Annotated in this window: 17 protein-coding genes; 6 read left to right on the forward strand and 11 right to left on the reverse strand. The window is 60.8% G+C overall.

Translation table 11 applies throughout. The features are described 5' to 3' along the window. Positions 1 to 62 precede the first annotated feature (62 nt). The 3 genes from ACR3EK_RS09685 to ACR3EK_RS09695 all read left to right on the forward strand — a co-directional run bounded on the left by ACR3EK_RS09685 (position 63) and on the right by ACR3EK_RS09695 (position 2,811). Complete coding sequence (locus tag ACR3EK_RS09685) at positions 63 to 602, forward strand: tetratricopeptide repeat protein (protein ID WP_480633261.1); 540 nt, start codon at positions 63 to 65, stop codon at positions 600 to 602. Between the two features lie 66 nt (positions 603 to 668). Continuing rightward, positions 669 to 1,769, forward strand: coding sequence for a flagellar motor switch protein FliG (locus ACR3EK_RS09690; protein ID WP_480633262.1), 1,101 nt, complete (start codon positions 669 to 671; stop codon positions 1,767 to 1,769). A gap of 118 nt (positions 1,770 to 1,887) precedes the next feature. After that, complete coding sequence (locus tag ACR3EK_RS09695) at positions 1,888 to 2,811, forward strand: lysophospholipid acyltransferase family protein (RefSeq protein ID WP_480633263.1); 924 nt, start codon at positions 1,888 to 1,890, stop codon at positions 2,809 to 2,811. 8 nt (positions 2,812 to 2,819) lie between these two features. Here the strand turns inward: ACR3EK_RS09695 and ACR3EK_RS09700 are convergent, their stop codons facing one another. Further along, positions 2,820 to 3,521, reverse strand: coding sequence for a DUF1223 domain-containing protein (locus ACR3EK_RS09700; protein WP_170358715.1), 702 nt, complete (start codon positions 3,519 to 3,521; stop codon positions 2,820 to 2,822). Positions 3,522 to 3,747: 226 nt separating this feature from the next. Between ACR3EK_RS09700 and acnA the strand changes: the two genes are divergently transcribed. Both acnA and ACR3EK_RS09710 read left to right on the forward strand, forming a co-directional pair. Then, complete coding sequence (acnA, locus tag ACR3EK_RS09705) at positions 3,748 to 6,438, forward strand: aconitate hydratase AcnA (RefSeq protein WP_480633264.1); 2,691 nt, start codon at positions 3,748 to 3,750, stop codon at positions 6,436 to 6,438. Between the two features lie 110 nt (positions 6,439 to 6,548). Then, positions 6,549 to 7,250: an SDR family NAD(P)-dependent oxidoreductase gene (locus ACR3EK_RS09710; protein WP_480633265.1), complete on the forward strand. Its 702-nt coding sequence runs from the start codon at positions 6,549 to 6,551 to the stop codon at positions 7,248 to 7,250. 8 nt (positions 7,251 to 7,258) lie between these two features. Here the strand turns inward: ACR3EK_RS09710 and ACR3EK_RS09715 are convergent, their stop codons facing one another. The 10 genes from ACR3EK_RS09715 to yajC all read right to left on the reverse strand — a co-directional run bounded on the left by ACR3EK_RS09715 (position 7,259) and on the right by yajC (position 14,194). Beyond that, complete coding sequence (locus tag ACR3EK_RS09715; RefSeq protein WP_480633266.1) at positions 7,259 to 7,798, reverse strand: DsbE family thiol:disulfide interchange protein; 540 nt, start codon at positions 7,796 to 7,798, stop codon at positions 7,259 to 7,261. Continuing rightward, a complete protein-coding gene (gene ccmD / locus ACR3EK_RS09720; protein ID WP_005982370.1) occupies positions 7,791 to 7,949 on the reverse strand; it encodes a heme exporter protein CcmD in 159 nt (52 codons plus the stop codon). The genes ACR3EK_RS09715 and ccmD overlap by 8 nt, the downstream gene beginning before the upstream one ends. Continuing rightward, complete coding sequence (locus ACR3EK_RS09725) at positions 7,946 to 8,719, reverse strand: heme ABC transporter permease (protein WP_170438863.1); 774 nt, start codon at positions 8,717 to 8,719, stop codon at positions 7,946 to 7,948. The genes ccmD and ACR3EK_RS09725 overlap by 4 nt, the downstream gene beginning before the upstream one ends. Before the next feature lie 59 nt (positions 8,720 to 8,778). Continuing rightward, positions 8,779 to 9,435 carry a heme exporter protein CcmB gene (ccmB, locus tag ACR3EK_RS09730; RefSeq protein WP_093962439.1) on the reverse strand — a complete coding sequence of 219 codons (657 nt, stop codon included), beginning with the start codon at positions 9,433 to 9,435 and terminating at the stop codon, positions 8,779 to 8,781. Next, positions 9,432 to 10,046: a heme ABC exporter ATP-binding protein CcmA gene (gene ccmA, locus ACR3EK_RS09735; RefSeq protein WP_170358704.1), complete on the reverse strand. Its 615-nt coding sequence runs from the start codon at positions 10,044 to 10,046 to the stop codon at positions 9,432 to 9,434. The genes ccmB and ccmA overlap by 4 nt, the downstream gene beginning before the upstream one ends. A 94-nt stretch (positions 10,047 to 10,140) precedes the next feature. Beyond that, positions 10,141 to 10,494, reverse strand: a complete 354-nt coding sequence (locus ACR3EK_RS09740) for an Mth938-like domain-containing protein (protein WP_480633267.1) — start codon at positions 10,492 to 10,494, stop codon at positions 10,141 to 10,143. An 8-nt stretch (positions 10,495 to 10,502) separates the two neighbouring features. Beyond that, on the reverse strand, positions 10,503 to 11,249 hold the full coding sequence (locus tag ACR3EK_RS09745; RefSeq protein ID WP_480633268.1) for a TSUP family transporter: 747 nt from the start codon (positions 11,247 to 11,249) through the stop codon (positions 10,503 to 10,505). Continuing rightward, on the reverse strand, positions 11,242 to 12,210 hold the full coding sequence (secF, locus tag ACR3EK_RS09750; protein WP_170358702.1) for a protein translocase subunit SecF: 969 nt from the start codon (positions 12,208 to 12,210) through the stop codon (positions 11,242 to 11,244). Before secF ends, ACR3EK_RS09745 begins: the two co-directional genes overlap by 8 nt. A gap of 1 nt (position 12,211) precedes the next feature. Further along, entirely contained in the window at positions 12,212 to 13,873 is a 1,662-nt protein-coding gene (secD, locus tag ACR3EK_RS09755; protein ID WP_170338516.1) for a protein translocase subunit SecD, read from the reverse strand. A gap of 33 nt (positions 13,874 to 13,906) precedes the next feature. Further along, entirely contained in the window at positions 13,907 to 14,194 is a 288-nt protein-coding gene (gene yajC, locus ACR3EK_RS09760) for a preprotein translocase subunit YajC (protein ID WP_093962445.1), read from the reverse strand. Positions 14,195 to 14,397: 203 nt separating this feature from the next. Between yajC and ACR3EK_RS09765 the strand changes: the two genes are divergently transcribed. Further along, positions 14,398 to 16,059: a mechanosensitive ion channel family protein gene (locus ACR3EK_RS09765; RefSeq protein ID WP_480633269.1), complete on the forward strand. Its 1,662-nt coding sequence runs from the start codon at positions 14,398 to 14,400 to the stop codon at positions 16,057 to 16,059.

Raw genomic sequence — 16,059 nt, forward strand, 5'->3', positions numbered from 1 at the left:
GTTAGCTTTTTTGAAGAACGCACTATGCTTCTTGCGAGCAGCCCTTGGAACGGAGTAGGACAATGCGCCTTTTGATGGCCACGGCACTAGCCCTTCAGACATTTGCCTTTGCCCCCGCGGTCAGTGCCGCCGGCGGTGACAGCAGCCCCCCAAAACCGACGAATACCACCAAGAAATGCCTGTTCGGCCGCGTCTATGACGAAGCAGCCGGCCGTTGCGTCAAGCCGAACAAGACCAATTTCAGCGAAGAGCAATTGTATCAGGCCGTGCGCGAGCTTGCTTATGACGGCCAGTTCGAAAATGCGCAGAACGTGTTGCGCGTCATGGATCAAGACGATGATCGCGTTTTGACGTATTGGGGTTTCACCTACCGCAAAATGGGCGAAGCCGAGCTGGCCAACACCTATTACCAACGCGCAATCGAAACCAATCCTGACAACATTCTGGCCCGCAGCTATATGGGCCAAGGATATGTCACCGAAGGGAAAACCGAACTGGCCATCGCGCAATGGCGCGAGATCAAGGCACGCGGAGGAGAAGGCACCTGGGCCGAAGCGTCTCTGCGCGAGGCGATCCGCACGGGGCTGACTCACAGCTACTAGGTTCAGTCTTTCTTTACTCGACTCTCGCTAATCTGCCTGCGGAACAAAAGTTGACACCGCAGGCAGATGCAAGATTCACATGCTTTGGTACAGACCGCACCGGGCAATTCTGCTCCGGCCGAGAAACAGACGGATGACGCCTCTCGCCTCGTTCCTCGCAAACTCACGCCCGGCCAGAAGGCCGCCATCATCGTACGCCTGCTGTTGAACGAGGGGGCCGATCTTCCGTTGGAGGAGTTGCCCGACGAACTGCAGGAACGGCTGACTCTCCAACTGGGCCGGATGGGGCTGGTTGACCGCGTAACCCTCGCAGCGGTCGCGCAAGAATTCGCAGATGCGCTGGACAGCGTCGGACTTGCCTTTCCGCACGGCTTGGCCGGGGCGCTGGACGCGGTAAATGGCAAGATTGCCCCGGCGACCGCCGCCCGGCTGCGCAAGGTCGCGGGTGTGCGCCAGGTCGGCGATCCATGGCTGCGCCTGCGTGACACCCCTGCCGAAGACCTTGCGCGTATGGCTCAGGCCGAAAGCACCGAAGTTGCAGCCGTCATGCTATCCAAGCTTGATACGGCGAAAGCAGCACAGTTGTTGGCGCAATTGCCCGGGCCGGTGGCCAGACGGATAACCTATGCCGTGTCAAAAACCGCCAACGTGACGCCCGAGGCGGTGGAGCGGATCGGCTGGTCACTGGCCGCGCAATTGGATCAACGCCCAGTTCCGGCCTTCACCGATTCACCCGACACGCGCGTCGGGGCGATCTTGAACCAATCCCCCGCATCCACGCGTGACGGACTGCTGGACGCGCTCGATGAGGAGGATACTGAGTTCGCCAGCGCTGTTCGAAAGTCCATCTTCACCTTTGCGCACATCGCCACGCGTATAGCTGCACGGGATGTGCCTGCCATCCTGCGCGAAGTCGATCAGCCGGTTTTGATAACTGCTCTGGCTGGCGCAAGAACCGAGGATGACAAGGCCTCGGTCGACCATCTGCTGTCCAACATATCCGCACGGATGGCCGACAACCTGCGCGAGGAAATTGCTGAACGCGGCAAGGTCAAGCAGGCCGAAGCAGAGGAGGCCATGACCCAGATTGTCGGTGCGATCCGCACACTCGTGGACGCAGGCACAATCACCTTGGTCGAAGCGGACGCCGATGGCAACGACGACTAAGGGCTGCCCGCCGCTGGCTCGGATGCCCTAGAACAAGGGATCGGGACAATGCTTGTGGTTGTTGCGCGCCGGCTGTATGTCTGAATCCGCAATTCGCAACACCCGGTGAGATCCCCCGATGCCCGTCGAAAAGTCGGAACTGAGCCGCTTTGAGCTTGGTCAATACTATGTCGCCAACCTGTTCCTGAAAGGCATGATCGGCGCAATGCGCCTTTTGCCCTATGAACGGCGCATTGCGACGATGGGGGCGATCGTGCGCGGGTTGGCCCCGGCAGTTGGGTTCACCAAACGTGTGCGAAGCAACCTGAAACTGACCTGCCCTGACCTGCCTGCAGCCGAAGTCAAACGCATTTGCCGTGCGGTGCCCGACAACGCAGGCCGCGCGATCATGGAACACTTCTCGCCCGAGGATTTCACTGAACGGCAGAAGAACGCAAAAGTATCAGGTTCAGGAATCGCCGCATTTGAACAAGCGGTGGCCGAAGGTCGGCCGGTGATGATGATCACGGCACATTTCGGCCACTACCTTGCTGCGCGGATCGCTTTGCAGGCGCGCAGCGGCAAGCCGATTGGCTGCCTGTACCGCCGCATGGCCAATCCGTATTTCAACGAGATGTATGTCGACGCCTTCCACAAAACCGGCGAGCCGATGTTCGAACAAGGTCGGCGCGGCATGGTGGAAATGGTTCGGTCCCTGAAAAAGGGCGGCATCATCGCCATCGTATCGGACCTGCACGCCCATGGCGGTGAAGAATTGACGTTTTTTGGCAAACCCGCAGTCACGTCGGTTTTGAACGCGGAATTGGCGATGAAATACGATGCCGTTCTCATTCCTTGTTACGCGGTGCGCCAAGCCAACGGTATCGATTTCGAGATCGTTTTGCATGATCCGGTGCCGCATACGGACCCCAAGACCATGACCCAATTCATCAACGATGACCTCGAAGGCATGGTGCGGAAACACATGGGCCAATGGTTCTGGATTCACCGACGGTGGAAAGCCTGGAATGGGCTGGGTGTGCAGCCTCAGGACATGCCCTGAGCCGCCCTCTACTTCACCCTTGTTGAGGCGATGATCGGGCCACTGCCGGTGCCCTGAATCAGAACCACCGCGGGCAGGTCCGAAGACAGTTCGATCTGAAAATCCTGTTCAGCCGACCCGTTCCATCGGCCGGCTTCGTGCCATTCCTCAACGACATTCGCGTAGTCCAGATCGTGTCCGGCCAGCTCGCCCCGTCGAATCGACGCGTGGCGCAAGGGCGTGTATTGCACGACCACGACGTCATAGTTTTTCGCGTCGACGAGGTCGACCGGGGCAACGCGGACCGTAACCGTGTTCCCGGACCTCTGCGCCGAAACCGACGCGGTGGGCGCAGCAGTCAAATGCGCGTCGATCAATCGGTTCAAGTCACGGGATTTGGCACCAACGACATCCTGCTGTCCGTTGATCACCATCTGAGGGGTATAGATCATCGAACGGCCGCCGCGCCGCGCATACGCTCGTTGACGGTCCGTATGCGCCGGATCGGCATACTCGTCCTTCCAACCGATGTAGTCCCAATAGTCCACGTGCAGCGCCAAGCCGATCACGTCGTCGCGCTTGGCGAGATCGTGCATGATCGCATCTGCCGGCGGGCAGGACGAACACCCCTGCGAGGTAAACAATTCGACCACCACCGGGCTGTCCGCCCAGGCCGAAGACGCCGACAGGAATACGGACGCAAGAACTGTGGTCAGGGCTGATCTTTTCATTTCACTCTCGGTTTGAGGAGCCTGCAAGCACCGGTGTACTCCGCCACCGGATCAAGCGCCAATCAAGGTTTCTTGAGACAGGTTTCGGCGGCAATTCGCAAAAATGTGTGCAATGGTATACAAAAATTGCCGCACCCGCCCTGTTGGACCTTGAACCGCAGGCCATGGTGATGCAGATACCGCTCAGCGAATCCCAATTCCACGTCATTTGAGAGGGAGGCCACAGATGCCCATCAAAGTCGGACAGGATACCGCCAAGACACGCCGCAGCCTGAGCGTGAATGGCAAGTCCATCTCGTATTACTCGATCCCCGCCGCGCAAGAGGCCGGCCTGGGCGATTTCTCCAAGCTTCCCGCCGCGCTGAAAGTGGTGCTGGAAAACATGCTGCGGTTCGAGGACGGCGGTTTTTCGGTTTCCGTCGATGACATCAAGGCCTTTGCCGAATGGGGCGCCAACAACGGGAAGAACCCGCGCGAGATCGCTTACCGCCCTGCCCGCGTGCTGATGCAGGACTTCACCGGCGTTCCGGCCGTTGTCGACCTGGCCGCGATGCGCGACGGCATCAAGGCGCTGGGGGGCGATCCGCAGAAGATCAACCCGCTGAACCCCGTAGACCTGGTCATCGACCACTCGGTCATGATCGACGAATTCGGCAACCCGCGCGCCTTCCAGATGAACGTGGACCGCGAATATGAACGCAACATGGAGCGCTACCAGTTCCTGAAATGGGGCCAGAGCGCGTTCAACAACTTCCGCGTGGTACCGCCGGGCACCGGCATCTGCCACCAGGTGAACCTGGAATACCTAGCCCAGACCGTCTGGACCGACACTGACCAGAACGGCGAAGAAGTCGCCTATCCCGACACGCTGGTCGGCACCGACAGCCACACCACCATGGTCAACGGCATGGCCGTTCTGGGCTGGGGCGTTGGCGGGATCGAGGCCGAGGCCGCGATGCTGGGTCAGCCGATCTCGATGCTGATCCCCGAAGTGATCGGGTTCGAACTGACCGGCGAGATGGTCGAAGGCACCACCGGCACCGACCTGGTTCTGAAGGTCGTGGAGATGCTGCGCGCCAAGGGCGTGGTGGGCAAGTTCGTCGAATTCTACGGCGAAGGCCTGGACCGTCTGCCGCTGGCCGACCGCGCAACCATCGCCAACATGGCGCCGGAATACGGCGCGACCTGCGGCTTCTTCCCGATCGACAACGAAACCTTGCGCTACCTGCGCAACACCGGCCGTGACGAGGACCGCATCGCGCTGGTCGAAGCCTATGCCAAGGAAAACGGGTTCTGGCGTGGGGCGGACTATGCTCCGGTCTACACCGACACGCTGTCCCTGGACATGAGCACGATCGTTCCCGCGATTTCGGGTCCCAAGCGTCCGCAGGATTATGTGCCGCTGACCAACGCCAAGGCTGCCTTCCGCCAGGAAATGGAAAACACTTTCAAGCGCCCGATGGGCAAGGAAGTGCCGGTCAAAGGCGAAGACTACACCATGGAATCGGGCAAGGTCGTGATCGCTTCGATCACGTCGTGCACCAACACCTCGAACCCCTATGTGATGATCGGTGCGGGCCTTGTCGCACGCAAGGCGGCGGCTTTGGGCCTGAACCGCCAACCGTGGGTCAAAACCTCGCTGGCCCCGGGATCGCAGGTCGTATCCGCATATCTTGAGGCCGCTGGCCTGCAGGAAGATCTGGACAAGATCGGCTTCAACCTCGTTGGTTATGGCTGCACCACCTGCATCGGCAACTCGGGCCCGATCCAGAAAGAGATCTCGGAAGCCATCGCCGAGGGCGACCTTGTGGCGACCTCGGTCCTGTCGGGCAACCGCAACTTCGAAGGCCGGATCTCGCCGGACGTGCGCGCCAACTACCTGGCTTCGCCGCCGCTGGTGGTGGTTTATGCACTGGCCGGTACGCTGGACATCGACCTGACTTCGGAACCGATCGGTCAGGACAAGGACGGCAACGACGTCTACATGAAAGACATCTGGCCGACCCAGAAAGAGATCGCCGAACTGGTCGAGGCAACCGTAACCCGCGAGGCATTCCAGTCGAAATATGCTGATGTCTTCAAAGGCGACGAGAAATGGCAATCGGTCGAAACCACCGATGCCGAGACCTATGACTGGCCGCCGACGTCGACCTACATCCAGAACCCGCCCTACTTCCAGGGTATGGGAGCACAGCCGGGCACCATCTCGAACATCGAAGGCGCCAAGGTTCTGGCCATTCTGGGTGACATGGTCACCACCGACCACATCTCGCCGGCTGGTTCGTTTGCAACCACCAGCCCCGCGGGCAAATACCTGCTGGAGCGCCAGGTGCAACCACGCGAGTTCAACTCGTACGGATCGCGCCGCGGCAACCACGAGGTCATGATGCGCGGCACCTTCGCCAACATCCGCATCAAGAACGAGATGCTGGACGGTGTCGAGGGTGGTTACACCAAAGGCCCCGATGGGCAGCAGACCTCGATCTATGACGCATCGATGGCCTATCAGGCAGAAGGCACTCCGCTGGTCGTGATCGGTGGCGAGCAGTATGGCGCCGGTTCCTCGCGGGACTGGGCGGCCAAGGGCACCGCACTGCTGGGCGTCAAAGCCGTGATCGCAGAAAGCTTCGAACGTATCCACCGCTCGAACCTGGTGGGCATGGGGGTCATCCCGTTCGAGTTCACCGCCGGCGACAACCGCAAGACGCTGGGCTTGAAAGGCGACGAGACCTTCTCGATCCACGGTCTGGACACGATCCAGCCGCTGCAAGAGGTGCCCTGCACCATCACCTATGCGGACGGAACCGAGAAGACCATCACGCTCAAGTGCCGCATCGATACCGCGCCCGAGATCGAATACATCGAAAACGGCGGCGTGCTGCACTATGTGCTGCGGAACCTGGCCAAGGCCAGCTAAGCCGGCACCAAGCCAAGAACGCAAGGGCGCCCCGACCGGGCGCCCTTTTTCGTTTCACGTCTGGCCACTATCGCGTTGTGTTCCGTGCAGATAAGCGGTCTGCTGGGGGCATGGAAAAAGTTGCCTTGATAACTGGTGGTGCTCGCGGAATTGGCCGGGCCATCGCGGTTGATCTGGCCGTGGATCATCGCGTCGCCCTGACGTGGCACAAGACCGAACCGCAGCCCTTGCCCGATGACCGACCGGCCCTGACCCTGCAAAGCGATCTGACCCAAGAAGGTCAGCCCGAAGACGTGGTGCGCCGCGTCATCGACAGGTTCGGGCGGCTGGATGTGATCATCAACAATGCCGGGCTGGTTCAGGCCACACCAAAGGACCGGTTCAGCCGAAAGGACCACAGGGCCATTCTTGATCTAAACCTGCTGGTTCCGGCCGCGCTGCTGGCTGCCGCGTTGCCTCACCTGCAGCCGGGAGCGTCGGTCGTCAGTATCTCGTCAGTCAACGCCGAGCTTCCCCCGCGCGACGCCGCGACCTATGGGGCCAGCAAAGCCGCGCTGAACTTGTGGACCCGCGCCATGGCGAAAGAATTGGGTCCGGACGGCATTCGCGTCAACGCGGTGGCACCCGGCGCGATCAACATCCCCGAAGCCCCAAGGCCCGACGATCTGACCGACCTGTTCGTTCAGAACACAGCGCTGGGGCGTGTTGGGATACCCGAGGACATAGCGCGCGCAGTTCGCTTTCTAGCATCCGAAGACGCGTCCTTCGTCACCGGAGAGGTGCTGACCGTCTCTGGCGGGTATCGCCTTTAACCCCAGCGTTATTGCGCGGCGGCTTTTTCCAATGCGGGTCGGATAGTGCTCTCGATCACGCGCTGGGTGATCGGGCCGGCAAACCGCAGGATGATCGTGCCGTCACCGTCGATCACGTAGGTCTCGGGCACGCCGTAGACGCCCCAGTCCAATCCCATGCGGCCATTTTCATCGCGCCCGATGGCGGCATAAGGATCACCCAGTTCGCTTAGGAAAGCGTCGGCGTTGGTCAGTTTGTCTTTGTAGTTGATGCCGTAGACCGGAATACCTTCCTGCGCCAGTTTCTCGAGGTTCGGATGCTCGGCGCGGCAGGGAGCACACCAGCTGGCCCAATAGTTCACCAGCTTGACCTGGCCGTCGCGCAGGGTTGCGTCGTCGAACCTCTGTTTGCCAGGAAACTCGGCCAGAACAACGGGCGGCGCGGGCTGGCCTTCGCGGGCCGAGGGCAGCGCGTTGGGATCTTCGCGGAACATGCCAATGGCCGCCAGCACTGCAAAGGCTCCGAAAATCAGTGGTGGAGCAATCATCAACGGCGAGATCTTAGCCATTGCGCGACATCCTCTGTTCGATCTTTTCCATCTCGGCCCGGACCTTGCGACCACGCAGGATGCTGAAAACCACCAGTGCCACCAGCAAAACGATCGAGGCCGCGTAGGAAGACAGAACCGTTTCCGCGTATTTTCCCAGATCAGGCATCATCCGTTTACCCTTTCCCGTGCCAGCAGCGCCTTGATGCGCCGCGCGCGGATTTCGGTGCCGGTCCGGTACAGGACCAGCGCGATGAACAGCAGCACGAAGCCGATGATGCAGGTCAGCAGCGGGTAGAAGTACACGTTGCTGACCTTCTCGGTGGTGTCCGTGCCGGTTATCGCCCCTGCGCGCATCACCGATGCGCCCTGATGCAGGCCCTGGTTCCAGAAATTCACCGCATAGCGGCTGAGGATGGCAAAGACCGAGCCCACGATGCACAGGACCGAGGTCAGGTCCGCCGCCGTGTCGGGGTCTTCGATCGCCTCCCACAGGGCGATGTAGCCCAGATAGAACAGGAACAGGATCAGGAACGAGGTCAGGCGCGGATCCCAGGCCCACCAGGTGCCCCACATGGGCTGCCCCCAGATGGCGCCGGTGGCCAGCGCGATCAGGGTCATCACGATGCCGATCGGCGCTGCGGCGCGTGCGGCAAGGGCACTGACATGGTGCCTGCGCACCAGCCAGACCAGCGAGGTGACCAGCATCATCAGCCAGCAATTGATGGCCATCAGCGCCGATGGCACATGCAGGTAGATGATCTTGACGGTAGACCCCTGCTTGTAGTCATCCGGCGTGAAGAAGAACCCCCACACCAGCCCGACGACCAGAAACAGGGCCGAGCTGATCCAGAAGAACGGCAGGACCCGCTCGCTGGTGGCGAGGAACTTGCGCGGGTTGGCGTATTCCCACAGGGCGTTGGCTTTGGCTGCTATCGACATGGGCCTTATCTAGTCCGAGTCGGGGGCGTTCTCAATTGACATCGGTCAACGTGCCCCAATCATCTGAGGTTGATGCGCAGAACCGCCGCGCTGGCAAAAGGCAGAAGGGCGACCGTGGCGGCGGTAATCCCGGCCAGCATCAGCAGCGGGGTCTGAACCTCCATCCCGGTGGCACCGCGGCGCGCGACCTCGGCCCCGAAGATCAGCGTGGGCACGTAAAGCGGCAGCACCAGCAGCGACAGCAGCAGGCCCCCGCGCTTGAGCCCCACAGTCAGGGCTGCGCCGAAAGTGCCGATCACGCTGAGCGCGGGCGTGCCGATCAGCAGAGAGACGACTAGCCAGCCGAAGCCGGGGCCGGGCAGATTCAGCAGCACCCCAAGCACCGGCGCGGCCAGCACCAGCGGCAGGCCGGTGGTGATCCAATGCGCCAGCGCCTTGATCGTGACCACCGATTCCAACGGCAGCGGCGCGGTGGCCAGCAGATCGAGCGACCCGTCCTCCCAATCCAGTGCCAGCAGGCGATCGAGCGACAGCAGACAGGCCAGCAATGCGCCCAGCCACAGCACCCCCGGCGCGATGGTCGCCAACAGCGAGGATTGCGGACCCACCGAAAACGGCACGAGAACGGTGACGATCAGGAAGAAGGCCAACCCGAGGCCGAACCCTCCCCCCGCGCGGAAGGACAGTTTCAGGTCACGCAACAGCAGGGCGATCACAGGAAGCCTCCGTCGAAGTCATCCAGCGCTTTTGGTCGCGCCTTGTTGGGGCCGACATCCAGGACCTCACCATCGAGACCCAGGTCGATATGGGTGGCAATCAGGGCCGAGCCGCCCTGCCCCAGATGCGCCCGCACTGCATCGGCGAACATTGCCACGGCGGTCTTGTCCAGTGACACGGTGGGTTCGTCCAGCATCCAGATCGGTCGGCCGGTCACCAGCATTCGGGCCAGACCCAGGCGGCGTTTCTGGCCCGCCGACAGGTTGCCTGCGTGACGATCGGCCAGTTCGTTCAGGGCGAAGGCCTCCAGCGCCGGCTGTATGTCACGCGTGCCAAAGACCGAGGCCCAAAAGGTCAGGTTCTCGGTTACGGTCAGGGTGGGTTTCAGCCCGTCGGAATGGGCGGCATAGGCGATCCGGTCCTCGGCCCCCTCGATCCGGCCCGAGAGCGGCGGTTGCAGCCCGGCCAGCGTGCGCAGAAGGGTGGTCTTGCCGATCCCGTTCGGGCCGCGCAGGATCAGCGCCTTGCCCGGGGGCAGCGCGAAACTGAGGCCTTCGAGCACGGGCACGCCCCCTCGGGCAATGGCAAGATCGGTCACGGTCAGTGTCATGAGACCCGCTTATCCGATTGGTTGCGGGGGAAAAAGGACGGATTTGCCGCAGGGCCTTTTGGCGGGGCGGGATGTGAGGGGCCAGATGAAGCGGTCAGACCGGCAACAGGGCCAGAGCGATGCGGCGCCCCTCGGACAAGAGCACGTTGTAGGTACGGCAGGCGGCGGGCGAGTTCATGATCTCAACCCCGATGCCGGCGTCTTCGAGGGTCGACCGCAAATCAGAGGGTATGTGAGACAGATCAGCGCCGGTGCCGATGAACAGAACGTCAACCTGATTGGCCAGTTCAAGAAGGCTCTGGCTGTCCGTGAAACCGCCCCACGGTCCGGTCCCTCCGGGCCCTGTCAGAACACTGCCTTCGTAAACCTCGCCGCCTATCCGGAAAAATCCCGGCCCATAGCCATCAATCGGAACTGCGTTGGTATATGTGATCTCGTTCAGGCGCATGTGATCTTCTATCCCCAAAGCGGCAAGCCCGACAAGGCCGCAGCAGCGATGACTGCATACGCGATCACGCGGTAGACCTGTTCCCTAGCAGGCTGAAACATCCAGCCGCCCAGCCAATTTCCTGCCAGATTCGGAACGGCAAGCGCCAGCCCCAACCCAACCGTTGACCAGGTCAATTGCCCGAACGCAGCGAGATACCCGAAGATCAGAAAATCAAAGGCCAGAAGGAACAGCAGGATCGTGGCCCGAACAACTGCCACAGGCAACGGGCGAGACATGTAGAACAGGATTACCGCCGGACCCGGGATGCCTGCAACGCCCCCCAAAAAGCCGGCCGCAGCGCCGATGGCAGTTACCATGTTGCGCCGGACTTCGCCGTTGTACCGCAGCCCCGAAATCAGCACGACCAGCATGAACAGGGTCACGAGGCTGACGGCGTAGCGAAAAACCTCAGGCTGGACTCGGGTCAATATCGACAGTCCGACCGGCAGCAAAAGTGCACACCCGACGACAAGTCGCACGAGATCGCGTTTGTCGACATCAACCCAGGCGCGGCGCAGATTGGGAAGTGGCCCGAAGACATCCATGCAGGTCAACGCGATCAAAGCCCCGAACGGACCAAGATAAGGCGTCGACAGCGGCAGAAAGATCAGCGCGGTGCCGAACCCGGAAAACCCTCGAACGATTCCACCCGCGAGGGCTGCAAAAATGATGACGGCCAATCCCGTTGGGGATTGGCCGAACACATCAGGCATCAATATTGGCAAACTGGTTGCCGGCCGTGTTCGATGGCTTGGACCAATCGCGTTTGACCCCCAGCCACAGCAGGATGGTCGAGGCCACGAAAACCGACGAATAGGTCCCTACGATCACGCCCCAGATCATCGCGAAGACGAACCCGCGGATCACGTCACCGCCGAGCACATACAGCGAGACAAGCGCCAGCAACGTGGTGACCGAGGTCATGACGGTTCGGCTGAGCGTTTCATTGATCGAGAGGTTCAGCACCTCTTTCAGGTCCTTCTTCTTGTATTTACGCAGGTTCTCACGCACCCGGTCGAATACGACCACGGTATCGTTCAGCGAGTAACCGACGATTGTCAGAAGCGCGGCGATAATCGCGAGGTCGAAGCGGATCTGCAGCTCGGAAAAAATACCGATCGTCAGCAACACGTCATGCACCAGCGCGGCGACCGCCCCCAACGCGAACTGCCATTCGAACCGCAGCCAGATGTAGACCAGCACCGCTCCGATCGCCAAAACCACGGCAATCACGGCGGTTTGGATCAGCTCGCCCGAGACTTTCGGGCCCACGGATTCCACCGAAACGAACTGGATATCTGGGATTACAGCCTGCAAGGCGCCTTCGACTGCCGCGATGGTTTCGGCCGTGACAGATTCGGCACCGTCCTGCGCTTGAATGCGGATCATGGCCACGTTCTCATCAGGCCCGAATGTCGGGTCGAAGATTTCGGTGATGGTGACATCCCCGAGGCCCAGCGGCGCAATGGCGTCGCGGTAAACACCGACATCCAATTCCTGCGTGCTCTGGGTCCGGATCGTGGTACCGCCCCGGAAGTCGATCCCGAAGTTCAAACCTTGGAGCATGAACGAAGCGAATGCGATGACCATCATCAGGCCCGAAATGCCCAGCCAGACCTTCCAGCGGCTGAAGAAATCGAACGAGGTGTTTTCGGGTACGAGTTTCAGTCTCATGTCAAACCTCGATCGTTTTCGGGCGGCGCCGTTCGAACCACATGATGATCATCAGTCGCGTCACGAAGATCGCGGTGAAGACCGACGTCAGAATGCCCAGGCCAAGCGTGATGGCAAAGCCGCGAACCGGGCCGCTGCCGATGGCGAACAGGATAACGGCGGTGATGAAGGTCGTGATGTTGGCATCCAGAATGGCCGACAGGGCCTTTTCATAGCCCAGGTCGATTGCCCGAGCGGGGCCTTTGGCCGATTTCAGCTCTTCTCGAATACGTTCGAAGATCAGCACATTGGCATCCACCGCCATACCGACCGTCAACACGATCCCGGCAATGCCCGGCAACGTCAATGTCGCGCCAATCAGTGACAACAGCCCAAAGATCAGCCCGACGTTAATCAGCAAAGCGATGTTGGCGAAGATGCCAAAAAGACCATAGCTGAGCGCCATGAAGATCAAGACTGCCGCAAAAGCGACCGTGGTGGCGACCTTACCCGCGTCGATGCTGTCTTGGCCCAGTTCGGGGCCGATCGTACGTTCTTCGAGGAACTCAAGACCCGCCGGCAGCGCGCCTGCACGCAGCAGAACTGCAAGGTTCGTGCTTTCTTCGACGGTGAAGTTGCCGGTGATGATGCCGGAACCGCCGGGGATATGGCTTTGGATCACCGGAGCCGAGATCACCTCGTCATCCAGCACGATCGCAAACGGAGCACCGATATTGTCACGGGTGTAATCGCCGAATTTGCGGGCGCCGGATGTGTTGAACCGGAAGCTGACCGCCGGGCGTCCGTTCTGATCGAATGAAGGCTGGGCGTCGACCAATTCCTCGCCCGTCACGACGGGTGCGGATTCGATGGTGTAGTACACGCCGTTTTCGTCGATCGACGGCACGACCTCTTCACCGACGCCGGGCACGACGTCCGGATCGGTGCCGCGGGCCACGACCGGATTGAAGGTCAGTTGCGCCGTGGTACCAATGATGTCCTTCAACTCGCTGGCACTGCCGATCCCGGGCACCTGAATCAGGATCCGGTCGGTGCCCTGACGCTGGATGGTCGGCTCACGCGTGCCAACCTCGTCGATCCGGCGGCGCACGATTTCAAGTGCCTGACGCACCGTTCGATCATCCGAGGCCAGTTTCTCCGCCTCGGACAGTTTTACGATCAGGGTGTCGCCGTCGGCGCTGACTTCGATATCCGTGGCGCCGACCCCGGTCAGCGTCTGCACCTGACGGGCCAGCCCGCGCACCGCTTCCAGAGCGCTTGGCATTCCGTCCGGCTGGCTGATACGAACGCGAATCTCATCCGGGGCCGAGGGTTGACGGCGGATCGTTCCGACCGTCGCCCGTTCGTCCCGCAGGGCATCACGAACTTCGGGCCACATGGCCTCCATCCGCGTCTCGTAGACATCGCCAACCTGAACTTCGGCCAACAGATGCGCCCCACCGCGAAGATCAAGCCCCAGGTTGACCAATGACGACGGCAGCCAATCGGGCCATTGCCCCGCTTGCGCCTGCATCTCGGGCGTGTCGATGCCCAGTTCGATGGCGGCCTTGGCGTCGTTCGATTGTTCGACCCGCGTGTAAAACGCGTTCGGCAGGGCCATCAGCAGGCCAACCACGCAGACCAGCCAGATCAGGACCCGTTTCCAGGTATCAATTTGCAGCATTACCCTGCCTTTTCAGGAAGTTGCGACGCGAAGTTACTTCGCCGGTTCGGTCTTGTTCAGCACCTGAGCGATGGTCGACTTGACCACACGAACCCGGACGCCGTCCGCGATCTCGACCTCGATCTCGTTTTCGCCTTCCTTGACCTTCGACACTTTGCCGATGAGGCCACCCTGAGTGACGACCTGATCGCCGCGGCGCACTGCCTCGACCATGGCCTGATGTTCCTTCATCTTCTTCTGCTGCGGACGGATCAGCAGGAAGTACATGATCGCGAAGATCAGGATGAGCGGGAGAAACTGGGCGATTGCGCCACCTTCCATGGGACATTCCTTTTTTCTTGAGGTCGCGGAGTGAGCACCGCGAATTTGCCGGGAAACTATGCCTTGAAATCAACCTTTGCAAGCGATGGCCGACTTGGCATGCCGTGCAACAGTGTCACGATCCCCGAAGATGATGAATTACACCGCAGATATCCACTAGGATGGTGCGGGGCTTTGGGTATAGTCAAAGTCAGGGAGGACCCATGCGGAGTTTCGTCAAGACCCCATTTCCATTGGGTGTTTTGCTGTCCATGCTGTTTGCGGCTTGGGCCTTTTCGGTGCCTGTCATGGCGCAGGATGCCCCGCAGGACGGACCCGAAGCCGACAGCGCCGCCGCCGAGACCTTCATGGCTCCGGTCATCGTTGACGGCGACACCTTGTTCCACATTCGAGGCTCCAGCGCCCTGCCCGCGCCGGAAAGGGCCGAGAACATTCAGGACGCGATCATCAAGGTCGCCGAATCCTCGGATGCCACGGATGTCGACATCACCTATCAGGACACCGAGATAGGCACCCGCATTCTGGCGGACGGTCAGATGGTCACCATCGTCACCGAGGCCGATGCCGAGCTGGAGCAAATGGAACTGAGCGTCCTGACGGTCTTGCATGGCGACGCCATCCGGGACGCGATCATGGCTTACCGGGCAAACCGCACGGACGAGGCGCGTGTGTCCGGTGCGATCGAAGCGGCGGCGTGGACGTTGGGGTTCATCGTCTTCGTCCTGGTGATCCTGTGGCTGCACAGGCGCATTCGGCGACGCACGCTGATCTTTGTCCGGCGATACCTTAGGGACGTGGAGGAAGCCACCGCGAAAAGTGTACAGGCCGAGGCGATTGCCGCACTGATCCGATACGGGCTGAATTTTGGCCTGCTGATCATCTTCTTTCTGGGTTTCTATTACTATCTGTCGTTCGTTCTGCTGGCATTTGCCGAGTCGCGGTACTTTGCGCAGCTGCTACTGACCTACCTGACCGAACCGGTTCTGCTGATCTTCCGGGGTATCCTCAGCTACATCCCGAACATGATCATGCTGGCGTTGATCGCCTGGGTGACGATGTACATCATCAAAGGCATGCGGGTATTCTTCGACGCGGTCGAGGCCGGCACTTTCGACATGGGCGATTTCGAGAAACACTGGGTCAATCCCACGTTCAATATCGCGCGTGTCGTGGTGATCCTGATCGCCCTTGTCTTTGCGGTTCCCTACATTCCGGGCTCGGATTCGGCGGCCTTTCAGGGTCTGACCATCCTGGTTGGGGCAATGCTCTCTCTTGGCGCGAACTCGGTTGTCAGCAACATGCTGGCTGGACTGTTCGTAATCTATCGCCGGTCGACCTCGATCGGTGACCGCATCCAAATCGGTGAACACATCGGTGATGTGGTGCAGATCAAACTTATGGAAACCCACCTGAAGTCCATCAAGAACGAGCTGATCTCGATCCCCAACGCCCAATTGATGAACTCGGACGTGGTCAATTTTTCCAAGCAGACCGACGGCAAGGGCCTGCTTTTGCACACGACCGTTGGGATCGGCTATGAAGAGCCCCCCGAAAAGGTCGAAGCGATGCTGATCGAGGCAGCCCGTCGCACCGATGGGCTTCGCGCCCGCCCCGAGCCCTTTGTCCTGTGGACCGCGCTGGCCGATTACGCGATCAATTACCAGATCAACGCCTACACGACCCGTGGCAACTCGATCCCGCGGATCAAGTCCGACCTGCACCGCAACATCGTTGACGTGTTCAACGAGAACAGTGTTCAGATCATGACGCCGTCCTACGTTGCCGACCCTCCCGAGCCGAAGATCCCGACCCATCCATGGGACGGTCGACTGGCACATAACACGGTTGAAGACACGGACAACTAG

It is taken from the genome of Ruegeria sp. BC8 (assembly GCF_056535705.1).